This is a genomic window from Mycobacterium sp. E2479, assembly GCF_001667925.1.
GTDB lineage: Bacteria > Actinomycetota > Actinomycetes > Mycobacteriales > Mycobacteriaceae > Mycobacterium.
The window spans coordinates 36,870-56,231 of sequence record NZ_LZJR01000081.1; the positions used below are offsets into that span (position 1 = coordinate 36,870).

Sequence of the window (19,362 nt, forward strand, 5' to 3'; positions counted from 1 at the left end):
GGCTACAGGCGCTCGATGATGGTGACGTTCGCCGTGCCGCCGCCTTCACACATCGTCTGCAGGCCGTAGCGACCGCCGATGCGTTCCAGCTCGTTGAGCATGGTGGTGAACAGTTTGGCGCCGGTGGCACCCAATGGGTGGCCGAGCGCGATCGCGCCGCCGTTGGGGTTGACCTTTTCCGGGTCCACCTTGATCTCTTTGAGCCAAGCCAACACCACCGGCGCGAAAGCCTCGTTGATCTCGACGGTGTCGATGTCATCGATGGACAGCCCGGCCTTGTCCAGTGCATAGCGCGTCGCCGGGATGGGCCCGGTCAGCATGAAGACCGGGTCGGCGGCGCGGGCGCTGATGTGATGGATGCGGGCCCGCGGCGTCAGGTTGTGCTCCTTGACGGCCTTTTCGGACGCCAGCAGCACTGCACTGGCACCGTCGGAAATCTGACTGGCCATGGCCGCCGTCAGCCGGCCACCCTCGACCAGCGGCTTGAGCCCGGCCATCTTCTCCAGCGACGATTCGCGCGGGCCCTCGTCGACCCGGAACGGCCCGGATTCCGTTTCGACGGTGATGATCTCGTTGTCGAAGTGCCCGCCGCGGATGGCCGCGAACGCGCGCTCGTGACTGGTCAGCGCGTAGCGTTCCATCTCCTCGCGTGACAGGTTCCACTTCTCGGCAATCAGTTCAGAACCGCGAAACTGTGAGATCTCCTGGTCGCCGTAGCGGTGCAGCCACTGTTTGGATTCGTTGGTCGGAGAAGTGAATCCGAATTGCTCGCCCACCGTCATGGCCGACGAGATCGGGATCTGGCTCATGTTCTGCACGCCGCCGGCCACGATGAGGTCGGCCGTGCCGGATAGAACCGCCTGTGCGCCAAAGGAAATCGCCTGCTGGCTGGAACCGCACTGGCGGTCGACGGTGACGCCGGGGACCTCTTCGGGATAGCCGGCGGCCAGCCAGGAGAGCCGCGCGATGTTGCCCGCCTGTGCGCCGATGGCATCGACGCAGCCGGCGATCACGTCGTCAACCGCGGCGGGATCGACGTCGACCCGGTCGAGCAGTCCGCGCCATCCCAGGGCGCCCAGGTCCACCGGGTGAATCCCGGACAGCGATCCGCCGCGCTTGCCGACCGCGGTACGCACGGCATCGATTACATACGCCTCTGTCATGTTTGCGACTCCTTCGTGATTCCGCCAAGAACGATGGCGAGGTATTGCTGACCGACTTGCTCCGCGGTGAGCGGCCCGCCCGGCTGATACCAGCGCACCGACACCCAAGTGGTGTCCCGGATGAAGCGGTAGACCAGGTCGACGTCGAGGTCGGGCCGGAAGTAGCCCTCCTCGACGCCCTGATTGAGCAGCTCGAGCCACATCTTGCGCTGTTGCCGGTTCATGTCCTCGATGTAGGAGAACCGGGGCTGGGACAGCAGCCGTTGGGCCTCGTCCTGGTAGATGACGACCTGCGCGTGCCGGTGCTCGATCGCCTCGAACGACGCCATGAACAACCCCTTGAACCGCTCCAGGGGGTTGGCCTCGCTGTCCACGATTTCGCGGTAGCGCGCGAACAACCAGTCCAGGAAACTCCGCAACAGCTCGTCGACCATCTCCTCTTTGGAGGAGAAGTGGTGATACAGACTGCCGGATAGGATCCCTGCGCTGTCGGCGATGTCGCGGACGGTGGTGGCACGCAATCCGCGCTCGGCGAACATGGTCGCGGCAAGCTCCAGTAGCTCGTCTCGCCGGCTGTTGGCCTGACCGGGCACTCGGTCCACCGGATCAGAGTATCAACCAAGCGCTTGCTTGGCCACCGAGGTGTGGTTTTTCACTTCACCGGCCTTGTGGAATCAGCGCGGCGAGACCGCCGGCGGGATCTGAGAATCGACAACTGTAAACACGTCGCGGGCGCGCGCCAGTCAGCGATATCGCAGCTCACGGGTGCTGACTGGAAACCGAGATGACCTCGCCGGTGAGGTAGCTCGAGTAGTCGCTGGCGAGGAACGCGATGGTGGCCGCCACCTCCCACGGCTCGGCGGCCCGCCCGAAGGCCTCGCCGGCCGACAGCCGGTCGAGCAACTCCGACGACGACGTCTTCTCCAGGAATTTGTGCCGCGCGATGCTAGGCGACACTGCATTGATCCGCACGTCGTACTCGGCGGCTTCGATTGCGCTGCAACGGGTCAGCGCCATCACCCCGGCCTTGGCGGCGGCGTAGTGCGACTGCGAGTGCTGCGCGCGCCAGCCGAGCACGCTGGCGTTGTTGACGATCACCCCGCCGTGCGGCGCGTCCCGGAAGTACCGCAACGCCGCGCGGGTGGCGCGAAACACCGACGTCAGGGTCACATCCAGGACGCGGCCCCACTCCTCGTCGGTCATGTCGACCACCGGTGTCTGTCCGCCCAGCCCGGCGTTGTTGATCAGGACATCGATGCGGCCCATCCGGGCCGTGGCCGACGCGAACAACGCATCGATCTGCGCGGTGGACGTCACGTCGCACAGCACGCTTTCGACCCGGCCCTGCCCGAGCGCGGTGAGCTCGTCGGCGGTCTCCCCCAGCCGGCGTTCGTGGTGGTCCGAGATCACCACGTCGGCCCCCTCGGCCAGTGCCCGCCGTGCGGTCGCCGCGCCGATGCCGGTGCCCGCGGCCGCGGTCACGACCACCACCTTGCCTTGCAGAAGTCCGTGTCCGGCAATCTCTTTCGGAACTTCGGACAGACTCATCCTTTGACCTCTCGAGGTAGGCCGAGCACCCGCTCGGCGATGATGTTGCGCTGGATCTCGTTGGATCCGCCGTAGATGGTGTCGGCACGGGTGAACAGGAACAGCCGCTGCCATTCGTCGAACTCGCCGTCGGCCATTACCAGGCCCGGCTTACCGATGACGTCCATGGCCAACTCGCCCAGATCGCGATGCCAATTGGCCCACAACAACTTCGACACGTTGTCCTGCCCGGGTTGCTCGACATCCATAGTGGCCAGCGCGTAGCTGCGCATCGCGCGCAACCCGGTCCACGCGCGGGTCAGGCGCTCGCGGATGAACGGATCTTCGGCGGCGCCGGTGCGCTGGGCAAGCTCGGCCAGATTGGAAAGCTCACGGGCATAACGAATTTGCTGGCCCAGCGTCGACACGCCCCGCTCGAAGGTCAGTGTCCCCATAGCGACGCGCCAACCGTCGCCGGGCTCACCGACCACAAGAGAGGCCTCGGTCCGGGCGTCGTCGAAGAACACCTCGTTGAATTCCGCGGTGCCGGTGATCTGGACGATCGGACGGACTTGAACGCCCGGTTGATCCAGCGGTACCAGCAGATACGACAGGCCGGCATGGCGCTTGGAGCCCTTTTCGGTGCGCGCGACCACGAAGCACCATTGCGACAGGTGCGCCAGCGACGTCCACACCTTCTGGCCGTTGATCACCCACTCGTCGCCGTCGAGCTCGGCGGTGGTGGCCACGTTGGCCAGGTCGCTGCCGGCGCCGGGCTCCGAATACCCCTGGCACCACAGCTCGGTCACGTCGAGGATCTTCGGCAAGAAACGCTGCTGTTGCTCGGGTGTGCCGAACGCGATCAGCGTGGGGCCGAGCAGCTCCTCGCCGAAGTGATTGACCTTGTCCGGGGCGTCGGCCTTGGCGTACTCCTCGTAGAAGGCCACCCGGTGCGCGGTGGACAGGCCCCGGCCGCCGTGCTCGACCGGCCAGCCCAGGCAGGTCAGCCCGGCCTTGGCCAGATGCTGATTCCATGCCCGGCGCTCTTCGAACGCCTCGTGCTCGCGTCCGGGCCCGCCGAGACCCTTGAGAGCTGCGAATTCGCCGACCAGATTGTCGGCGAGCCACTGCCGGACCTCGGCCCGGAACTCCTCGACGTCCTGCATGCCCTGTAGGCTAACCTACCAAGCACTTGCTTTGTAGCTCGGTGACGATGCGCGACGCGGAGCGGCGCGAGGAGGAATCGAGCGGTCAAATCGCGCTAGTCGCTACAGGAGCATTCGATGACCAACGATCCGCGCACGGTGCCCGCGGCGCTGGATCGTTTCGCGGCTCAGCTCCCCGATCACGACGCGTTGGTCACCGATGAACGATGCTTCACCGCCGCCGCGCTGCGTGACGAGGTACGCCGGGCCGCCGCCGCCCTCATCGACCTCGGGGTGCAAGCGGGAGACCGGGTGGCCATCTGGTCGCCGAACACCTGGCATTGGGTGGTGGCGTGCCTGGCGATTCACCACGCCGCAGCCGCGATGGTGCCGCTGAACACCCGCTACACCGCCACCGAGGCCGCCGACATCCTGGCGCGCACCGGCGCTCCGGTGTTGTTCGGCATGGGCCGATTCCTCGACACCGATCGCGTCGCCGACCTGAACCGCGACGCCCTGCCGGCGCTGCGCCACATCGTGCGGATACCGATCGAGGCGGACGACGGGACGTGGGACGACTTCATGGCCCGCGGCAGCGATCTCGACGCCGTTACCACTCGCGCGTCCACAGTCGCACCCGATGACGTCAGCGACATCCTCTTCACGTCCGGTACCACCGGCCGCAGCAAAGGCGTGCTGTGCGCGCACCGACAGTCGCTTTCGGCCTCGGCGGCCTGGGCGGCCAACGGCAAGATCACCAGTGACGACCGCTACCTGTGCATCAACCCGTTCTTTCACAACTTCGGCTACAAGGCCGGCATCCTGGCCTGTCTGCAGACCGGCGCGACGCTGATCCCCCACCTGATTTTCGACCCGCTGCGCGCGCTGCAAGCCATCGAGCAGCACCGCATCACCGTGCTGCCCGGCCCACCGACCATCTACCAGACCCTGCTGGACCACCCGGCACGCAAGGATTACGACCTGAGCTCACTGCGGTTCGCGGTGACCGGCGCCGCGACCGTGCCGGTCGTGCTCGTCGAGCGCATGCAATCCGAACTGGACATCGACATCGTGCTGACCGCCTACGGGCTGACCGAGGCCAACGGCATGGGCACGATGTGCCGCGCCGACGACGATGCGGTCACCGTGGCCACCACCTGCGGACGCCCATTCGCCGATTTCGAATTGCGCATCGACGCCCCCTCACCCGAGGACCCGGGCGAGGTGTTGCTGCGCGGGCCGAACGTGATGCTGGGCTACCTCGAAGACCCGGAGGCCACCGCGGCCGCCATCGACGCCGACGGCTGGCTGCACACCGGTGACATCGGCGCCGTCGACGCCGCCGGCAACCTGCGCATCACCGATCGGCTCAAAGACATGTACATCTGCGGTGGATTCAACGTCTACCCCGCCGAGGTCGAGCAGGTGCTGGCCCGGATGGACGGCGTGGCCGACGCCGCCGTGATCGGAGTTCCCGACGAGCGGCTCGGCGAAGTGGGCCGGGCGTATCTGGTGACCCGGCCCGGCGCCCACCTCGACGAGCAATCTGTGATCGCTTACACCCGTGAGCATTTGGCGAACTTCAAGGCACCGCGCTCGGTGCGGTTCGTCGACGCGTTGCCGCGCAATGCGGGCGGCAAGGTGCTCAAACCACAACTGCGAGAGCAGGGCTGATGGATCTGGAACTCGACGAAAAGACCTTGGCGTTTGCGGCGGAGGTGCGGGAATTCTTGGCGGCCAACGCCGATTCGATCCCGACGAAGTCGTACGACAACGCCGAAGGCTTTGAACAGCACCGGCATTGGGACCGCGTGCTGTTCGATGCGGGCCTGTCGGTGATCAACTGGCCGAGGAAGTACGGCGGCCGCGACGCACCGCTGCTGCACTGGGTGGTGTTCGAGGAGGAGTACTTCCGGGCCGGTGCCCCGGGCCGCGCCAGCGCCAACGGCACCTCGATGCTGGCGCCGACCCTCTTCGCACACGGCACCGACGAGCAGCGTGACCGGATCCTGCCGAAAATGGCCAGCGGCGAACAGATCTGGGCCCAGGCGTGGTCCGAGCCCGAGTCCGGCAGCGACTTGGCGTCACTGCGGTCCACCGCTACCCAGACCGGCGGCGGCTGGCTGCTCAACGGGCAGAAGATCTGGAGCTCGCGAGCACCGTTCGCCGAGCGGGCTTTCGGGCTGTTCCGTTCCGATCCCGGCGCCGAGCGCCACAACGGGCTGACGTACTTCATGTTCGACCTGAAGGCACCGGGTGTCACTGTGCGGCCCATCGTCCAGTTGGGTGGCGACACCGGTTTCGGTGAGATCTTCCTCGACAACGTCTTCGTTCCCGACACCGACGTGATCGGGACCCCGCACGAGGGCTGGCGGGCGGCCATGAGCACGTCGAGCAACGAACGCGGCATGTCGCTGCGCAGTCCGGCGCGCTTCTTGGCCACCGCTGAGCGGCTGGTGCAGCTGTGGAAGGACCTTGGCTCACCAGATACGTTCGCCGACCGGGTCGCCAACGGCTGGATCAAGGCGCAGGCCTACCGGCTGCAGACCTTCGGCACGGTGACCCGGCTGGCCCTCGGCGGTGAGTTGGGCGCGGAATCGTCGGTGACCAAGGTGTTCTGGTCTGACCTCGATGTCGAATTGCACCAGACCGCGCTCGACCTGCTCGGCGCCGACGCAGAGCTCGCCGGCCCGTGGACCGAAGGGCTACTGTTCGCGTTGGGTGGGCCGATCTACGCCGGCACCAACGAGATTCAGCGCAACATCATCTCCGAGCGGTTGCTGGGCCTGCCGCGTGAGAAGTCCGGGGGCAAGAAGTGAAATTTGCGCTAGACGAACAGCAGCGCGACTTCGCGGCCAGCATCGACGCCGCGCTCGGCGCGGCGGACCTGCCCGCCGCAGTGCGCGCGTGGTCCGCGGGCGATACCGCTCCGGGCCGCAAGGTGTGGGAGCAGCTGGCCAACCTGGGCATCACCGCCCTGGCCGTGCCGGAGAAATTCGATGGCATCGAGGCCCATCCGGTCGACCTCGTCGTCGCTATCGAACGTCTCGGGCGTTGGTGCGTGCCGGGCCCGGTGGCCGAATCCATCGCGGTGGCACCGGTCTTGCTCGCCTCTGGCGATAAGGCCGACCGCTGCGCCGAATTGGCGTCCGGGGAACTGATCGCCACCGTCGCGCTGCCACCGCAGACACCGCGCGCCGTCGACGCCGGCGTCGCCGGACTGGTGCTGTTGGCCGGCGAGGGCGGCGTCACCGAGGCGACACCGGGCGACGTCCACGAATCCGTCGATCCCAGCCGCAGGCTCTCCGACGTGACCGCGACCGGTGTGGCGTGGCAAGCAGACATCAAGCGGGCCTACGAGTTCGGCGCGCTGGCGACCGCCGCCCAGCTGATCGGTGCGGCCGAGGCGCTGCGCGACGGCGCGGTCGATTACGCCAAGCAACGCACCCAGTTCGGCCGGGTGATCGGCTCGTATCAGGCGATCAAGCACAAGCTCGCCGACGTACACATCGCCATCGAACTGGCCCGGCCGCTGGTATACGGCGCGGCGCTGACCATGGATTCCCGCGATGTCAGCGCGGCCAAAGCCGCCGCGTCCGAGGCGGGGCTGCTGGCCGCACAATCGGCGTTGCAGACCCACGGCGCCATCGGTTTCACCCAGGAACACGATTTGTCGCTGTTGCTGCTGCGCGTGCAGGCGTTGCGGTCCGCGTGGGGTACGCCGGCGCAACATCGGCGGCGAGTACTGGAGGCGCTGTGACAGTGATGAATGAAGAACGGCGGATGCTGGCCGAGACCGTCGCCGCCCTGGTGGCCAAGCACGCGGGTCCCGCGGCCGTGCGCGCGGCCATGGAGTCCGACCGGGGCTACGACGAATCGCTGTGGCAACTGCTGTGCGAGCAGGTCGGCGCCGCCGCGCTGGTGATACCCGAGGAGTTGGGCGGCGCGGGTGGCGAATTAGCCGACGCCGCAGCCGTTTTGCGGGAACTGGGCCGCGCCCTGGCGCCCTCCCCGCTGCTGGGTACCACGCTGGCCGAGCTGGCGCTGCTGAGCGCGACCGAGCCGGACACCGCCACGCTGGAACGGCTTGCCGAGGGCACCTCGATCGGCGCGCTGGTGCTCGACGCCGACTATGTGATCAACGGTGATGTCGCCGACGTCGTGCTCGCCGTCGCGGACGGCCGACTGAACAGGTGGACACGATTCGGTGCGGAGCCGGTCGCCACCATGGACCCGACCCGGCGCCTGGCCCGGGTGAAAGCCGAGGAGACCATCTCGATCGGCCCCGACCCGGGGCTGGCGGACACGGCGGCGATCCTGCTGGCGGCCGAGCAGATCGGCGCCGCCGAACGCTGTTTGGAACTGACCGTCGAATACACCAAGGACCGAGTGCAATTCGGCCGGCCGATCGGCAGCTTCCAGGCACTCAAGCATCGGATGGCCGATCTGTATGTCACCGTCGCAGCCGCGAAGGCCGTCGTCACCGACGGGTGCGATGACCCCACTCCCACCAACGCCGCCACCGCCCGCCTGGCCGCAACCGAGGCGCTGAACACGGTGGCCGCCGAGGGCATCCAACTGCATGGCGGCATCGCGATCACCTGGGAGCACGACATGCACCTGTACTTCAAACGTGCCCACGGCAGCGCGCATCTGCTGGATTCGCCGCAACAGCTGCTCAAGCGACTGGAATCCGAGGTACTGAAGACACCGTGACCCACCGAGTCTCGCTACGAGCCGGCATCCCACCGTTTTACGTGATGGATGTCTGGCTGGCGGCCGCGGAACGCCAGCGCAGCCACGGCGACTTGGTCAACCTGTCGGCGGGCCAGCCCAGCGTGGGGGCACCCGAGCCGGTGCGGGCGGCGGCGGCCGCCGCCGTGCATTCCAACGAACTGGGTTACTCGGTGTCACTGGGAATTCCCGAGCTGCGCGCCGCGATCGCCGCTGACTATCAAGGCCAGCACGGCCTCGACGTCGAAGCCGACGCGGTGGTGATCACGACGGGTTCCTCGGGCGGCTTCTTGCTCACCTTCCTGGCCTGCTTTGACGTCGGTGACCGGGTGGCGCTGGCCAGCCCCGGCTACCCGTGCTACCGAAACATCTTGTCTGCGTTGGGATGCGAGGTGGTGGAGCTACCCTGCGGACCGCAGACCCGCTTCCAGCCGACCGCGCAGATGCTCGCCGAACTCGACCCCCCGGTGCAAGGTGTCGTCGTGGCAAGCCCCGCCAATCCCACGGGCACGGTCATCGAGCCGACGGAGCTGGCAGCGATCGCTTCGTGGTGTGATGCATCGGGAGCGCGGCTGATCAGCGATGAGGTCTACCACGGTCTGGTTTACGAGGGGGCACCGCAGACCAGCTGCGCGTGGCAGACATCGCGAAATGCCGTAGTGGTCAACAGCTTTTCGAAGTATTACGCGATGACGGGCTGGCGGCTGGGCTGGCTGCTGGTGCCGCCCGAGCTGCGCCGCGCCGTGGATTGCCTCACCGGGAACTTCACCATCTGCCCGCCCGTGCTGTCACAGCTCGCCGCGGTCGCGGCCTTCACGCCGGACGCCACCGCCGAAGCCGACGGCCACCTGCATCACTACGCGAGCAATCGCTCGTTGCTGCTCGATGGGCTGCGCAGCATCGGCGTCGAGCGTCTGGCCCCGACCGACGGCGCGTTCTACGTCTACGCCGACGTCTCGGAGTTCACCGACAACTCTCTTGCATTTTGTTCGAATCTGTTGGAGGACACTGGAATTGCGATCGCGCCGGGCATCGACTTCGACACCGCGCGCGGAAACTCGTTCGTGCGACTGTCTTTTGCGGGGCCGACGAACGACATCGAAGAAGCGGTGCGACGGCTCGGCCCCTGGCTTTCGGCCCGCTAGGTAAATCCGGCGCGGCACCTAAGTTCCGAGTACCTGCCCGATGCGCGCCTCGAGCGCAGCGCGATCGCCGACACCCGCCACGTCGATGCCGAACCGCTCACCGAGCACGTCGACAACCGCCGCAGCGTCGTCGAGACGGATTTTCTCGCTGCCGTCGCCACGGTGGATGCTCAGGTCCCTTCCGGCCAGGTTGTAGCGGGCGTCGTCGGTGGTCAGCGCAACCATCAGGCCGGTCACGAAGATCGACGAAGGGTGCGTGGACACGTACCAGCTGCCCACCGTCAGATCGACCTGCGGCACGGTCTGGGTACCGAATATGTACAGCGGTTGCCACTCGTCCCGGACCAGGGCCTGCAGAACCAGGCCGTCGCCGCGATCGTTCAGCCGGTACGGCTCGTGCGTGGTCGGCTGCGCGTTCCCGGTCTGCAAGCGGATGGGCGAGGTCAGGGTCTGGCCGCCGAAGCCGACGTCGACCAGGAAGGAACCCTGCGAGCCGGGGAAAGTCACCGCCAGCACCGTGTGTGTCTGGGCCCCCGGCGGCGCGTCGGGTGGCAGCATCCAGACCACCCGCCCGGCCAGCCGCCGCACCCGGAACCCGATTTCGGTCAGCGCGTACCCCATCAGACCGTTCTGCTCGTAGCAGTAGCCCCCGCGGTGACGGTAGACCAGCTTGTCGGTCAGCGCTTCCGGGCTCAGGTCGTCGACCGGCACGCCCATCAGCGGATCGAGATTCTCGAACGGGATCGAGCCGGTGTGCGCGGTCATCAAGTCCTGCAGCACCTCGAGCGTCGGCTCGGCGGGACCGCGGTAGTTGATGCGGTCGAAGTACGCGCCCAGATCCAGCGTCATGGCACCATTCTGGCCCCGCGGCTTTCCGCCGAAGCAGCGGGCGTCGGCATCGATTGTTTCATTCATGTCGAATACGGCAACCCGCCAACAGGGGCCTGAGCGCTTCCCAACACTGACAACGGAGTCCATCATGAACACCAGCAACACCGTCTGGATCGTCGTCGCCGCAGTCGTGGCCGTCTTTATAATCATCGTTCTCGTCATGCTTGCCCGCAGAGCGAGCTTGCGCCGCCGCGAGCGGGAGGCCGAGCGCATTCGCGAACAGGCCAAGGTAGAGGGCGCCAAGGTCGAGCGCCGCGAGGCGCTGGCCGCGGAGACTGCCGCGAAAGCCCGTGCCGCGCAGGCCGAAGCCGAGGCCAAGGCGGCCGAAGCCGCCCGGCTGCAGGATCGGGCGGCAGCGCATCAGACCGAAGTGGCGTCCTCACGCGAACAACTGAACGACCAGTTGCAGCGGGCCGACAGCCTCGATCCGAGGGTGAAGACCGAAAAGGACTCGGCTGCTGACAAGGCCGGCGCCGACCGCGACGCCGCGTGGAGCCAGGAACAGCCGATCGCGGACAACTCGCCAACGGTGAACATGGCGGAAAGCGAGCGCGACGCCGGCACCCATCGCGGCGGGCCCACCTAAAGAACGGCTAGAGCCAGGTGTCTTGGGTGGTGGTGGTCAAAAACGCCTCCAGGTCGTCGCGCCACTGCGCCGGCGTCGTCTTGTCTGGTTCGATGCCGGTGTATTCACCGCGGTAGAAGAGCAGCGGCCGCGGTTTGATCTTTGGCGCCTCCGAAAGCGACTGCACCGCACCGAAGACAACGAAGTGATCGCCGCCGTCGTGCGCGGAGGCCACGGTGCAGTCTATGTAGGCCAGCGAATTGTCGATGATCGGCGAACCGAGTTCGGACGGGTGCCAGTCGATCCCGGCGAATTTGTCCGGCTCCTTGGAGCCGAAGCGGGCCGAGACGTGCTTCTGCTGCTCGGTCAGCATGTTGACGCAGAACCGGCCGCTGGCCTCGATGGCCTTCCACGACCGCGACACCTTGGTGGGGCAGAACAGCACCAGCGGCGGATCCAGTGACAGCGCCGCGAAGGACTGGCAGGCGAAGCCGACGGGGACCTCGTCGTGCACGGTGGTGATGATGGTGATCCCGGTGCAGAACTGGCCGAGCACGCTGCGGAACGTGCGCGGGTCGATCGGCGCGGCCTTCATGAGCTCGAATTTATCCCTTGAAGCCGACGCTGAAGTCGTGGCCCCACAGGCTGATCGCGGTGCTCTCCCGGGCGATCCAGTCATCGTCTTCGACCTGTCTTCCCTCGCAGCCGAATTCGACGTCGAATCCGCTGGGCGTCTTCATGTAGAAGGACAGCATCAGGTCGTTGACGTGGCGGCCCAGCGTCGCCGACATCGGCACCTTGCGGCGTAGCGCCCGATCCAGGCACAGACCCACGTCGTCGGCTTCTTCGACCTCCACCATCAGGTGCACGATGCCGCTCGGGGTCTGCCCGGGCATGAAGGCCAGGCTGTGGTGACGCGGGTTGCAGCCCAAAAAGCGCAGCCAGGCCGGCGGCCCGTCGGCGGGACGGCCCACCACCTGCGGCGGCAACCGCATCGAGTCACGCAGCTTGAAGCCCAACACATCCCGGTAGAAGTGCAGTGTCTCTTCGTCGTCGCGGGTGGTCAGCACCACGTGCCCGAGGCCCTGCTCGGCGGTGACGAACTTGTGCCCGTACGGGCTGACCACCCGGCGATGCTCGAGGGCGGCGCCGTGGAAAACCTCAAGGCAGTTGCCGGACGGATCAAAGAACCGGATCATCTCGTCGACGCGGCGGTCGGCCAGTTCGACGGCGGTCGCCTCCTTGTAGGGCGTGCCCTCGAGGTCGAGGCGCTTCCGGATCTCTTGCAGGCCCGCGGCGTTCGCGCATTCCCAGCCGGCCTCGCTGAGCCGGTCCTGCTCGCCGGGCACGATCACCAACCTGGCGGGGAAATCGTCCATCCGCAGATACAGCGCACCCTCGGTGGCACCCTTGCCCTCGACCATGCCGAGAACCTTCAAGCCGTAGTCGCGCCAGGCCGCCATGTCGGTGGCTTCGATACGCAGATAGCCCAGAGAACGAATGCTCATCGCGCACCTCCCAGGAAATCGATGGTGAGCTTGTTGAACTCGTCGAACTTCTCTACCTGCGCCCAGTGCCCACATTGCCCGAAAACGTGAAGCTGTGCGCGCGGAATGGTTTTCAGTGCGACCAGTGCACCGTCCAGCGGGTTGACCCGATCCTCGCGGCCCCAGATCAACAGCACCGGCTGACGCAGCCGGTGCACCTCGCGCCACATCATCCCGAGCTCGAAATCGGCTCCGGCGAAAGACATTCCCATCGCGCGGGTCGCGGTCAGCGATTCGGGCGTGCTGGCTAACTCGAAACGCTGCTCGATCAATTCGGGGGTGATCAGTTTCTGGTCGTAGACCATCACCCGCAGAAACGCCTCGAGGTTTTCACGGGTGGGCTCGGCGGAGAATTTGCCCAGCCGTTTGACGCCCTCGGTCGGGTCGGGTGCGAACAGGTTCACACTCACCCCGCCCGGCCCCATCAGCACCAGACGGCCGGCCAGGTCCGGGTAGTCCAGAGCGAAGCGGACCGCGGTGCCACCACCCAACGAATTACCAACCAGCGGAACACGTCGGAGACCTAGCTGGTCGAACAGACCCTTGAGTGCCCGCGCCGCGTAATGATTGAACTGTCCGTGCTCGGCGCGCTTGTCGGAATGGCCGTACCCGGGCTGGTCGACGGCCAGCACGTGGAACTGTCTCGCCAGCACCGGGATGTTGCGCGAGAAGTTCGTCCAACTCGCAGCGCCCGGACCGCCGCCGTGCAGCAACACCACCGTCTGCTCGTTGCCTACGCCCGCCTCGTGGTAGTGCAGTTTCAGCGGACCGTCGACGTCAACCTCTGCGAACCGCGAAGTGGACTCGAAGGTCATTCCTTCGGTTGTCGAGGTCATCAGACCATGGTGTCGCCGGGCGGCAACCCGAACTCGTTGTTCCCGAAGATCTGATAGGCCCGCTCGGGGTCGTTGGCCGCGTGCACCCGGCCGGCATGCGCATCACGCCAGAACCGTTGCACCGGTTGGTCATTGCCCAGGGCGGTGGCCCCGGAGGCCTCGAACAGCCGGTCGATGGAGGCGATCGCCCGTCCGGTGGCGCGGACCTGGTCGCGGCGAGCGCGGGCACGCAGCTCGAACGGGATCTCCTTGCCCGCCGACAGCAGCGCGTACTCGTCGGCAACATTGCCGCTCAGCTGGCGCCACGCCGCGTCGATGTCGCTGGCCGCTTCGGCTATGCGGACCTTGGCGAACGGGTCGTCCTTGGCCTTCTCACCGGCGAACGCCGCGCGCACCCGCTTGCCCTGGTGCTCGACGTGCGCGTCGTATGCCCCGTAGGCCATGCCGACGATCGGCGCCGAGATGGTGGTGGGGTGCATTGTGCCCCAAGGCATTTTGTAGACGGCGGCGGTGTTGGTCTCATAGCCGCCCGCGGTGCCGTCGTTCATCGCTTTGTAGGACAGGAACCGGTGCCGCGGCACGAAAACGTCCTTGACGACGATGGTGTTGCTCCCCGTGCCGCGCAGGCCGACGACATGCCACACGTCATCAATGCGGTACTCGCTGCGCGGGATCAGGAAAGAACCGAAGTCGACCGGGCGCCCGTCCTTGATCACCGGGCCGCCGAGGAACGCCCATGTGGCGTGGTCACAACCCGAGGACCAGTTCCAGGACCCGTTGACCAGGTAACCGCCGTCGGTCACCACGCCGGCGCCCATGGGGGCATACGACGACGAGACCCGGGTCTTGGGGTCGTCGCCCCAGACCTCCTCCTGCGCCCGCTGATCGAACAGCGCCAGGTGCCAGTTGTGCACGCCGATGATCGAGCCCACCCAGCCGGTGGAACCACACGCGCTGGCCAGCCGCCGCACCGCCTCGTAGAACAGCGTCGGATCGCACTGCAACCCACCCCACTGCTCGGGCTGCAACAGGGTGAAGAAGCCGACATCCTGCAGGTCCTGAACGGTCTCGTCGGGCAGCCGCCGCAAATCCTCTGTCGCCTGGGCGCGTTCGCGTATCCGCGGGAGCAGATCATCGATGCCAGCCAGAACCGACTGCGCATCACGCTGTTGAATGGACGTCACTTACGTTTGCCTCCTGCGCCAGACTTGGTCAGCGGACTTACACCAGAGACTAGAACACGTTCCGATTTGTGTCGAGCAGGGTATTCCTGCGGCTGGTAGCGATACGAATCCGCTTTTCTGTAACATGTTCTAGTTGTAACGAAAGGAAGGGACGGGCCTTGACCGAGGCGATTCCCGACGAGCCACTCGGTGACCACGTCCTTGAGCTGCAGGTCGCCGAGGTCGTCGCCGAGACCGACGATGCGCGGTCGCTGGTGTTCGCGGTGCCGGACGATGCGGGCGACCCCGACATCCCGCCCGAGCGGCTGCGATACGCGCCGGGTCAGTTCTTGACGCTGCGCGTTCCCAGCGAGCGCACCGGGTCGGTGGCCCGTTGCTATTCGTTGTGCAGTTCGCCGTTCACCGACGACGCGCTGACCGTCACGGTCAAACGCACCACGGACGGCTACGCGTCCAACTGGCTTTGCGACCACGCGCACAAGGGCATGCGGATCCACGTGCTGGCGCCGTCGGGCAACTTCGTGCCCAAAACGCTCGACGATGACTTCCTACTGATGGCCGCGGGCAGCGGAATCACCCCGATCATGTCGATCTGTAAGTCGGCGCTGGCCGAGGGCAGCGGACAGGTGACGCTGGTCTACGCAAACCGCGACGACCGTTCGGTGATCTTCTCCGACGCCCTGCGCGAGCTGTCGGCCAAATATCCCGATCGGCTCACGGTGTTGCACTGGCTGGAAACTCTGCAGGGCCTGCCCAGTGTTGCCGCGCTGGCCAGGCTGGCCGCGCCCTACACGGACCGGCCGGTGTTCATCTGCGGCCCGGGCGCCTTCATGGATTCGGCGAGACAGGCCCTGGAAACGCTGAAAGTGCCTGCGGCGCAGATACATATCGAAGTCTTCAAGTCGCTGGACTCGGATCCGTTCGCGGCGGTGAAAATCGAGGACACGGCCGAAGGCGACCAGCCGCCGGCGACCGCTGTGGTCGAGCTGGACGGCGAGACCCACACCGTCTCGTGGCCGCGCAACGCCAAGCTGCTCGACGTGCTGCTGGCCAAGGGGCTCGACGCGCCCTTCTCCTGCCGCGAGGGCCATTGCGGCGCGTGTGCGTGCACGTTGCGTAGCGGCAACGTGAGCATGGAGGTCAACGACGTGCTCGAGCAGCAGGATCTGGACGAGGGCCTGATCCTGGCCTGTCAGTCTCACCCTGAATCTGATTCGGTGGAAGTCACCTACGACGAGTAGTCGCCGGGTTAAGTTTCACCCTGGGGAGAAAGGGAAGCATCGATGATGCGGCTGGTTTCGGGACTCGCGGTCGTCGCGGTGATGCCGGTGTTTCTGCCCGCCGGGGTGTGCGCGGCGGCGAGCAACACCGCCACCACGCTGTTCCCGCTGGATGGGCCCAATCAGCTGGAGACGCGCGCCATTCTCAACTGCTTCAAAGCCGATGGCCACTGCGATTTCACCGCCGGGGCGGACATGTTGACACCCAACGGGGTGACCGGCTTCCCGCCCGGCCTGTGGGCCCGGCAGACCACCGAGATCCGGTCCTCGAACCGGCTGGCCTATCTGGACGCGCACGCCGACGGCCAGTACGAGCGGGTGCACAAGTCGATGGGTTCCGACGAGATCACCACCATCTACATGGGTGAGGGACCGCCGGAGAAGTATCAGACGAACGGGCGCATCGACTCCACCGACTGGCAGACGGGCCAGCCCAAGACCGACAACAACGTCATCGCCTGCACCCACGTCCAGGTGGTCTATCCCGGGGTCAACATCACGTCCCCGAGCACCTGCGCGCAGACCACGTTCTCCTGAAACGCCCGGTCACGGTTGCTGCGTATCGGGTCAGGACTTTTCTTTCCAGGCTTGTAGCGCCCGGTGGAGCTCGGCGCGGGATCGGATGCTCAGTTTGCGGTAGACGTGGCTGAGGGTGACTTCCACGGTCTTCGGGCTCACGAACATCGCGGCCGCGATGTCACGATTGGTCAAGCCCGACACGGCCAGGTCGGCGACGCGTTCTTCGGTGGCGGTCAATCCGGGTTCGCGGCCTCGGATTGAGAGACGCGCCAATTCGGTTTCGGCGCGCTCGGCCCACGCCGTAGTGCCGAGTTGGAAAAAAGTGTCCCGCGCCTCGCGCAGCGCTGCACCAGCCGCGTCGCGCCGGCGGTGGCGGCGCTGCAGCTGGCCGGCCAACAGCAGAGTGCGGGCGCGTTCGAACGGCATTGCCAGGCGTTGGTGCTCGGCTAACGCCAGTTCCACGCTTGTCATCGCGCCGGTGACATCACCGCGCGCCGCCGCGAGCAGGGCGCGACAGCGCATGCCGACCGCCAGGGTCCATGCGCGGTTGAGCCGGCGGCCATTGCGCTCCAGGGATGCCACCAGCGGCTCGGCGTCATCCAATCGACCAAGACCGACCATGGCCTCGACGGCCTCGGGAACGAAGGACGACGAGATGATCTCACTTGCCTCTGGGAAGAGGGCCACCATCGGCAACAGCGGTTCGAGCGCGTCAATGGCCGCTTGGTAGTCACCGGCTGACACCTCGACGAATCCGGCTATCGTCGCCGGCCACTCGGCCAAACGTCTTGAGCCGCAACGTTGGGCAGCTGCTATCGCCTGGCTGAGATCGCCTCGAGCGGCACCGAGGCGGCCACCGTGCGCGGCGACCGCGGCCCGAAGGGTCAGCCCGATGAAGATCGGGAAGTCGCCGCCTAGCTGAGTTGCCCGTTCCATCGTGGCGTCGGCGATGACGGCCGCACTGGCGAGGTTGCCGAGCCAGATGTCGATGAGCGTGAGGTGAAAACCGATGAAGATCAGCTCAGCTTCCTCGCCGAGGGCGAGACATTGCCGTTCCATTTCCGCCAGTTCGTCACGGGCCGTTTGCAACTCGCCCGTCCAAGCGCGCAGCAGGCTCATCTGCGCGCGAGGCCGCAACGGCAACGGGACCGACGAGCCCGGCCCTTCCATTCCGACCGCGCGTTTCATGGCGAGCTCGTCAAACCCCTTGCCGCCCATGAAGTCGATCATCACGCGCATGCCCAGCGCCGGCCCGAGCAGTGCGGCGGCGCCAAGGCGCTCGGCGTCGGTCACGGCCTGCTCGACACGTGCATAGGCGTGCTCATGTCGGCCCGCGTTGAGCAGAGCGAACGCCAGGCTGATCAGGATGCGGACGCGTAGGCCGGCGTCTGCGCCGCTTTCATCCACCGCCTGCTCTAGCACACCCGCCGCTTCCAGGAAGCTGTCGTCAGACAGGACGATCAGCCCCAGCTGATGCAACGCTTCGGCACGGGTCGGGCAGGGTGGCAATGTCGCAACGACCGTGTCGAGTATTCGCCGGGCTCGGGCGGTGTCGCCTGCGACAAAATAGCAAGTGGCACACCGTATTTCGCGCCGCGGATCGGTGTCACCGGCCAGGCCGACGGCCAGTTCGATCAGCTCGGCAGCGGCGGCCGGTGCGCCCCTGCCACGGGCAATCTCGGCGGCCCTGTCCAGCGCTGCCAGGGTCTCCGGCTTTCCGGATGTGTCGGCGAGTGCGAGGTGGCGCGCATGCAACTCGGGCTGGTCGGTGATTTCGGCGAGCCGTCGGTGCATTTCGCGGCGGCGACCGGGCGCCGCGGCGCTGTAGACGCCGTGCGCCAGAAGGGGATGGGTGAACCGGAGCCGGCTCCCGTCGATGGCCACCACCGCTTGGTTTTCGGCCTCCCTGAGCGATTGCATCACTTGGTCCGGCGGCGAATCGATGGCCTGTGCCACCATCACCACCGTCGGATTGGGCAGGCTGGCGATGGCAAGCAGAACGTCTTCGGCGCCAACGCGACTGATCCTCGCGCGGACCAACTCGCTGAGGCTGCCCGGCAGGCGCATTTCGAAAGTGCGTCCCTGCGTGCCCAGTTCTCGGGCCAACTCCAGCGCGAAAAACGGGTTACCCCCGGCTATCTCGTGAATGCGTAATAGCGTAGGGCGCGCCACCGATTGCCCCAGGCGCATCAGCAGAACCTGATGCAACTCGCCTACGGTCAAAGGCTGCATTCGGATGCGACGCATGTCGTCGGGGCTGGGCAGCTGCAATCGTGGGGCGGCCTCTTCGGTACGCGTAGTGCACAGCAGGGCCGCACCGGCCCGAAGGCGGCGCGCGGCAAACGCCACCACACTGGCACTCGACGCATCCGACCACTGCAGGTCATCGATGGCAATCACGACGGGCCGCTCAGCGGCCAGTCGACCGATGATTGCCACGAAAGCCGCCGCCACGGCCCTGGGATCGATATCGGAAGCCGCGACGAGGTCTCTCAGCAGCGCACCGTCCAAGGCCTGCTGCTGCGGAGCCGGCAGATCCGCCCAGATCGTGTCGTCGACATCATCGAGCAGATCGGCCAGCACCGTATAGGCCAGTACCGACTCGGCCGCGGCAGCGCGGCAACTCAGCACGCGATATCCGCATTCACCGGCCCGGCGGACCGCGTCCGCCCAGACCGCCGTCTTGCCGATCCCCGCCTCGCCCTCGATGACCAGAGCGCACGATCTACGCGGCAAAGAGGCAAGAAAATCAGTGACGGCGCGCTCTTCGGCCTGTCGACCGACCAATCGCTCCGTCACATCAAACCCTCACGCGATCAGGGGGCT

General features: G+C 66.6%; 18 protein-coding genes. 8 read left to right on the forward strand and 10 right to left on the reverse strand.

The window, feature by feature from the left end:
• Positions 1–2: 2 nt before the first annotated feature.
• The 4 genes from fadA6 to ipdE1 all read right to left on the reverse strand — a co-directional run bounded on the left by fadA6 (position 3) and on the right by ipdE1 (position 3,856).
• Positions 3–1,163, reverse strand: a complete 1,161-nt coding sequence (fadA6, locus tag A5686_RS11215; RefSeq protein WP_067934070.1) for a steroid 3-ketoacyl-CoA thiolase FadA6 — start codon at positions 1,161–1,163, stop codon at positions 3–5.
• Positions 1,160–1,765 (reverse strand): TetR family transcriptional regulator KstR2, encoded by a 606-nt coding sequence (kstR2, locus tag A5686_RS11220; RefSeq protein WP_156750036.1) that lies wholly within the window; start codon positions 1,763–1,765, stop codon positions 1,160–1,162. Before kstR2 ends, fadA6 begins: the two co-directional genes overlap by 4 nt.
• Positions 1,766–1,922: 157 nt before the next feature.
• Positions 1,923–2,711: a (5R,7aS)-5-hydroxy-7a-methyl-1-oxo-2,3,5,6,7,7a-hexahydro-1H-indene-carboxyl-CoA reductase gene (gene ipdF, locus A5686_RS11225; protein ID WP_067934071.1), complete on the reverse strand. Its 789-nt coding sequence runs from the start codon at positions 2,709–2,711 to the stop codon at positions 1,923–1,925.
• Positions 2,708–3,856 carry an acyl-CoA dehydrogenase IpdE1 gene (ipdE1, locus tag A5686_RS11230; RefSeq protein WP_067934073.1) on the reverse strand — a complete coding sequence of 383 codons (1,149 nt, stop codon included), beginning with the start codon at positions 3,854–3,856 and terminating at the stop codon, positions 2,708–2,710. Before ipdE1 ends, ipdF begins: the two co-directional genes overlap by 4 nt.
• 117 nt (positions 3,857–3,973) lie before the next feature.
• Between ipdE1 and fadD3 the strand changes: the two genes are divergently transcribed.
• Genes fadD3 through A5686_RS11255 form a run of 5 tightly spaced genes read left to right on the forward strand, consistent with a single transcriptional unit; the run spans position 3,974 to position 9,714 of the window.
• On the forward strand, positions 3,974–5,509 hold the full coding sequence (fadD3, locus tag A5686_RS11235) for a 3-((3aS,4S,7aS)-7a-methyl-1,5-dioxo-octahydro-1H-inden-4-yl)propanoate--CoA ligase FadD3 (RefSeq protein ID WP_067934075.1): 1,536 nt from the start codon (positions 3,974–3,976) through the stop codon (positions 5,507–5,509).
• The gene (locus tag A5686_RS11240) at positions 5,509–6,654 is read left to right on the forward strand and encodes an acyl-CoA dehydrogenase family protein (protein WP_067934077.1); all 1,146 of its coding nucleotides are present in this window, start codon (positions 5,509–5,511) and stop codon (positions 6,652–6,654) included. Before fadD3 ends, A5686_RS11240 begins: the two co-directional genes overlap by 1 nt.
• A complete protein-coding gene (locus A5686_RS11245) occupies positions 6,651–7,595 on the forward strand; it encodes an acyl-CoA dehydrogenase family protein (protein WP_067934079.1) in 945 nt (314 codons plus the stop codon). The genes A5686_RS11240 and A5686_RS11245 overlap by 4 nt, the downstream gene beginning before the upstream one ends.
• A 5-nt stretch (positions 7,596–7,600) precedes the next feature.
• On the forward strand, positions 7,601–8,551 hold the full coding sequence (locus A5686_RS11250) for an acyl-CoA dehydrogenase family protein (protein ID WP_067934081.1): 951 nt from the start codon (positions 7,601–7,603) through the stop codon (positions 8,549–8,551).
• Positions 8,548–9,714 carry a pyridoxal phosphate-dependent aminotransferase gene (locus A5686_RS11255; RefSeq protein WP_067934083.1) on the forward strand — a complete coding sequence of 389 codons (1,167 nt, stop codon included), beginning with the start codon at positions 8,548–8,550 and terminating at the stop codon, positions 9,712–9,714. Before A5686_RS11250 ends, A5686_RS11255 begins: the two co-directional genes overlap by 4 nt.
• Before the next feature lie 18 nt (positions 9,715–9,732).
• Here A5686_RS11255 and A5686_RS11260 read toward each other — a convergent pair whose 3' ends face one another.
• Positions 9,733–10,563: an arylamine N-acetyltransferase gene (locus tag A5686_RS11260; RefSeq protein ID WP_067934144.1), complete on the reverse strand. Its 831-nt coding sequence runs from the start codon at positions 10,561–10,563 to the stop codon at positions 9,733–9,735.
• A 130-nt stretch (positions 10,564–10,693) separates the two neighbouring features.
• Here A5686_RS11260 and A5686_RS11265 point away from each other — a divergent pair, with 130 nt between their 5' ends.
• Positions 10,694–11,191 (forward strand): hypothetical protein, encoded by a 498-nt coding sequence (locus tag A5686_RS11265; RefSeq protein ID WP_067934086.1) that lies wholly within the window; start codon positions 10,694–10,696, stop codon positions 11,189–11,191.
• A gap of 7 nt (positions 11,192–11,198) precedes the next feature.
• On the opposite strand, the gene hsaB is transcribed toward A5686_RS11265, so the two are convergent.
• Genes hsaB through hsaA form a run of 4 tightly spaced genes read right to left on the reverse strand, consistent with a single transcriptional unit; the run spans position 11,199 to position 14,737 of the window.
• Complete coding sequence (gene hsaB / locus A5686_RS11270) at positions 11,199–11,765, reverse strand: 3-hydroxy-9,10-secoandrosta-1,3,5(10)-triene-9,17-dione monooxygenase reductase subunit (protein ID WP_067934088.1); 567 nt, start codon at positions 11,763–11,765, stop codon at positions 11,199–11,201.
• A gap of 10 nt (positions 11,766–11,775) precedes the next feature.
• Positions 11,776–12,678 (reverse strand): iron-dependent extradiol dioxygenase HsaC, encoded by a 903-nt coding sequence (gene hsaC, locus A5686_RS11275; RefSeq protein WP_067934091.1) that lies wholly within the window; start codon positions 12,676–12,678, stop codon positions 11,776–11,778.
• On the reverse strand, positions 12,675–13,553 hold the full coding sequence (gene hsaD / locus A5686_RS11280; RefSeq protein WP_067934093.1) for a 4,5:9,10-diseco-3-hydroxy-5,9,17-trioxoandrosta-1(10),2-diene-4-oate hydrolase: 879 nt from the start codon (positions 13,551–13,553) through the stop codon (positions 12,675–12,677). The genes hsaC and hsaD overlap by 4 nt, the downstream gene beginning before the upstream one ends.
• Positions 13,553–14,737 (reverse strand): 3-hydroxy-9,10-secoandrosta-1,3,5(10)-triene-9,17-dione monooxygenase oxygenase subunit, encoded by a 1,185-nt coding sequence (gene hsaA / locus A5686_RS11285; protein ID WP_067934095.1) that lies wholly within the window; start codon positions 14,735–14,737, stop codon positions 13,553–13,555. Before hsaA ends, hsaD begins: the two co-directional genes overlap by 1 nt.
• 158 nt (positions 14,738–14,895) lie before the next feature.
• On the opposite strand from hsaA, the gene A5686_RS11290 reads away from it, so the two are divergent.
• Positions 14,896–15,978 (forward strand): ferredoxin--NADP reductase, encoded by a 1,083-nt coding sequence (locus tag A5686_RS11290; protein ID WP_067934097.1) that lies wholly within the window; start codon positions 14,896–14,898, stop codon positions 15,976–15,978.
• Positions 15,979–16,020: 42 nt separating this feature from the next.
• Entirely contained in the window at positions 16,021–16,554 is a 534-nt protein-coding gene (locus A5686_RS11295) for a hypothetical protein (protein ID WP_067934099.1), read from the forward strand.
• 30 nt (positions 16,555–16,584) lie between these two features.
• On the opposite strand, the gene A5686_RS11300 is transcribed toward A5686_RS11295, so the two are convergent.
• Positions 16,585–19,335 (reverse strand): AAA family ATPase, encoded by a 2,751-nt coding sequence (locus tag A5686_RS11300; RefSeq protein WP_082947593.1) that lies wholly within the window; start codon positions 19,333–19,335, stop codon positions 16,585–16,587.
• Positions 19,336–19,362: the final 27 nt, after the last annotated feature.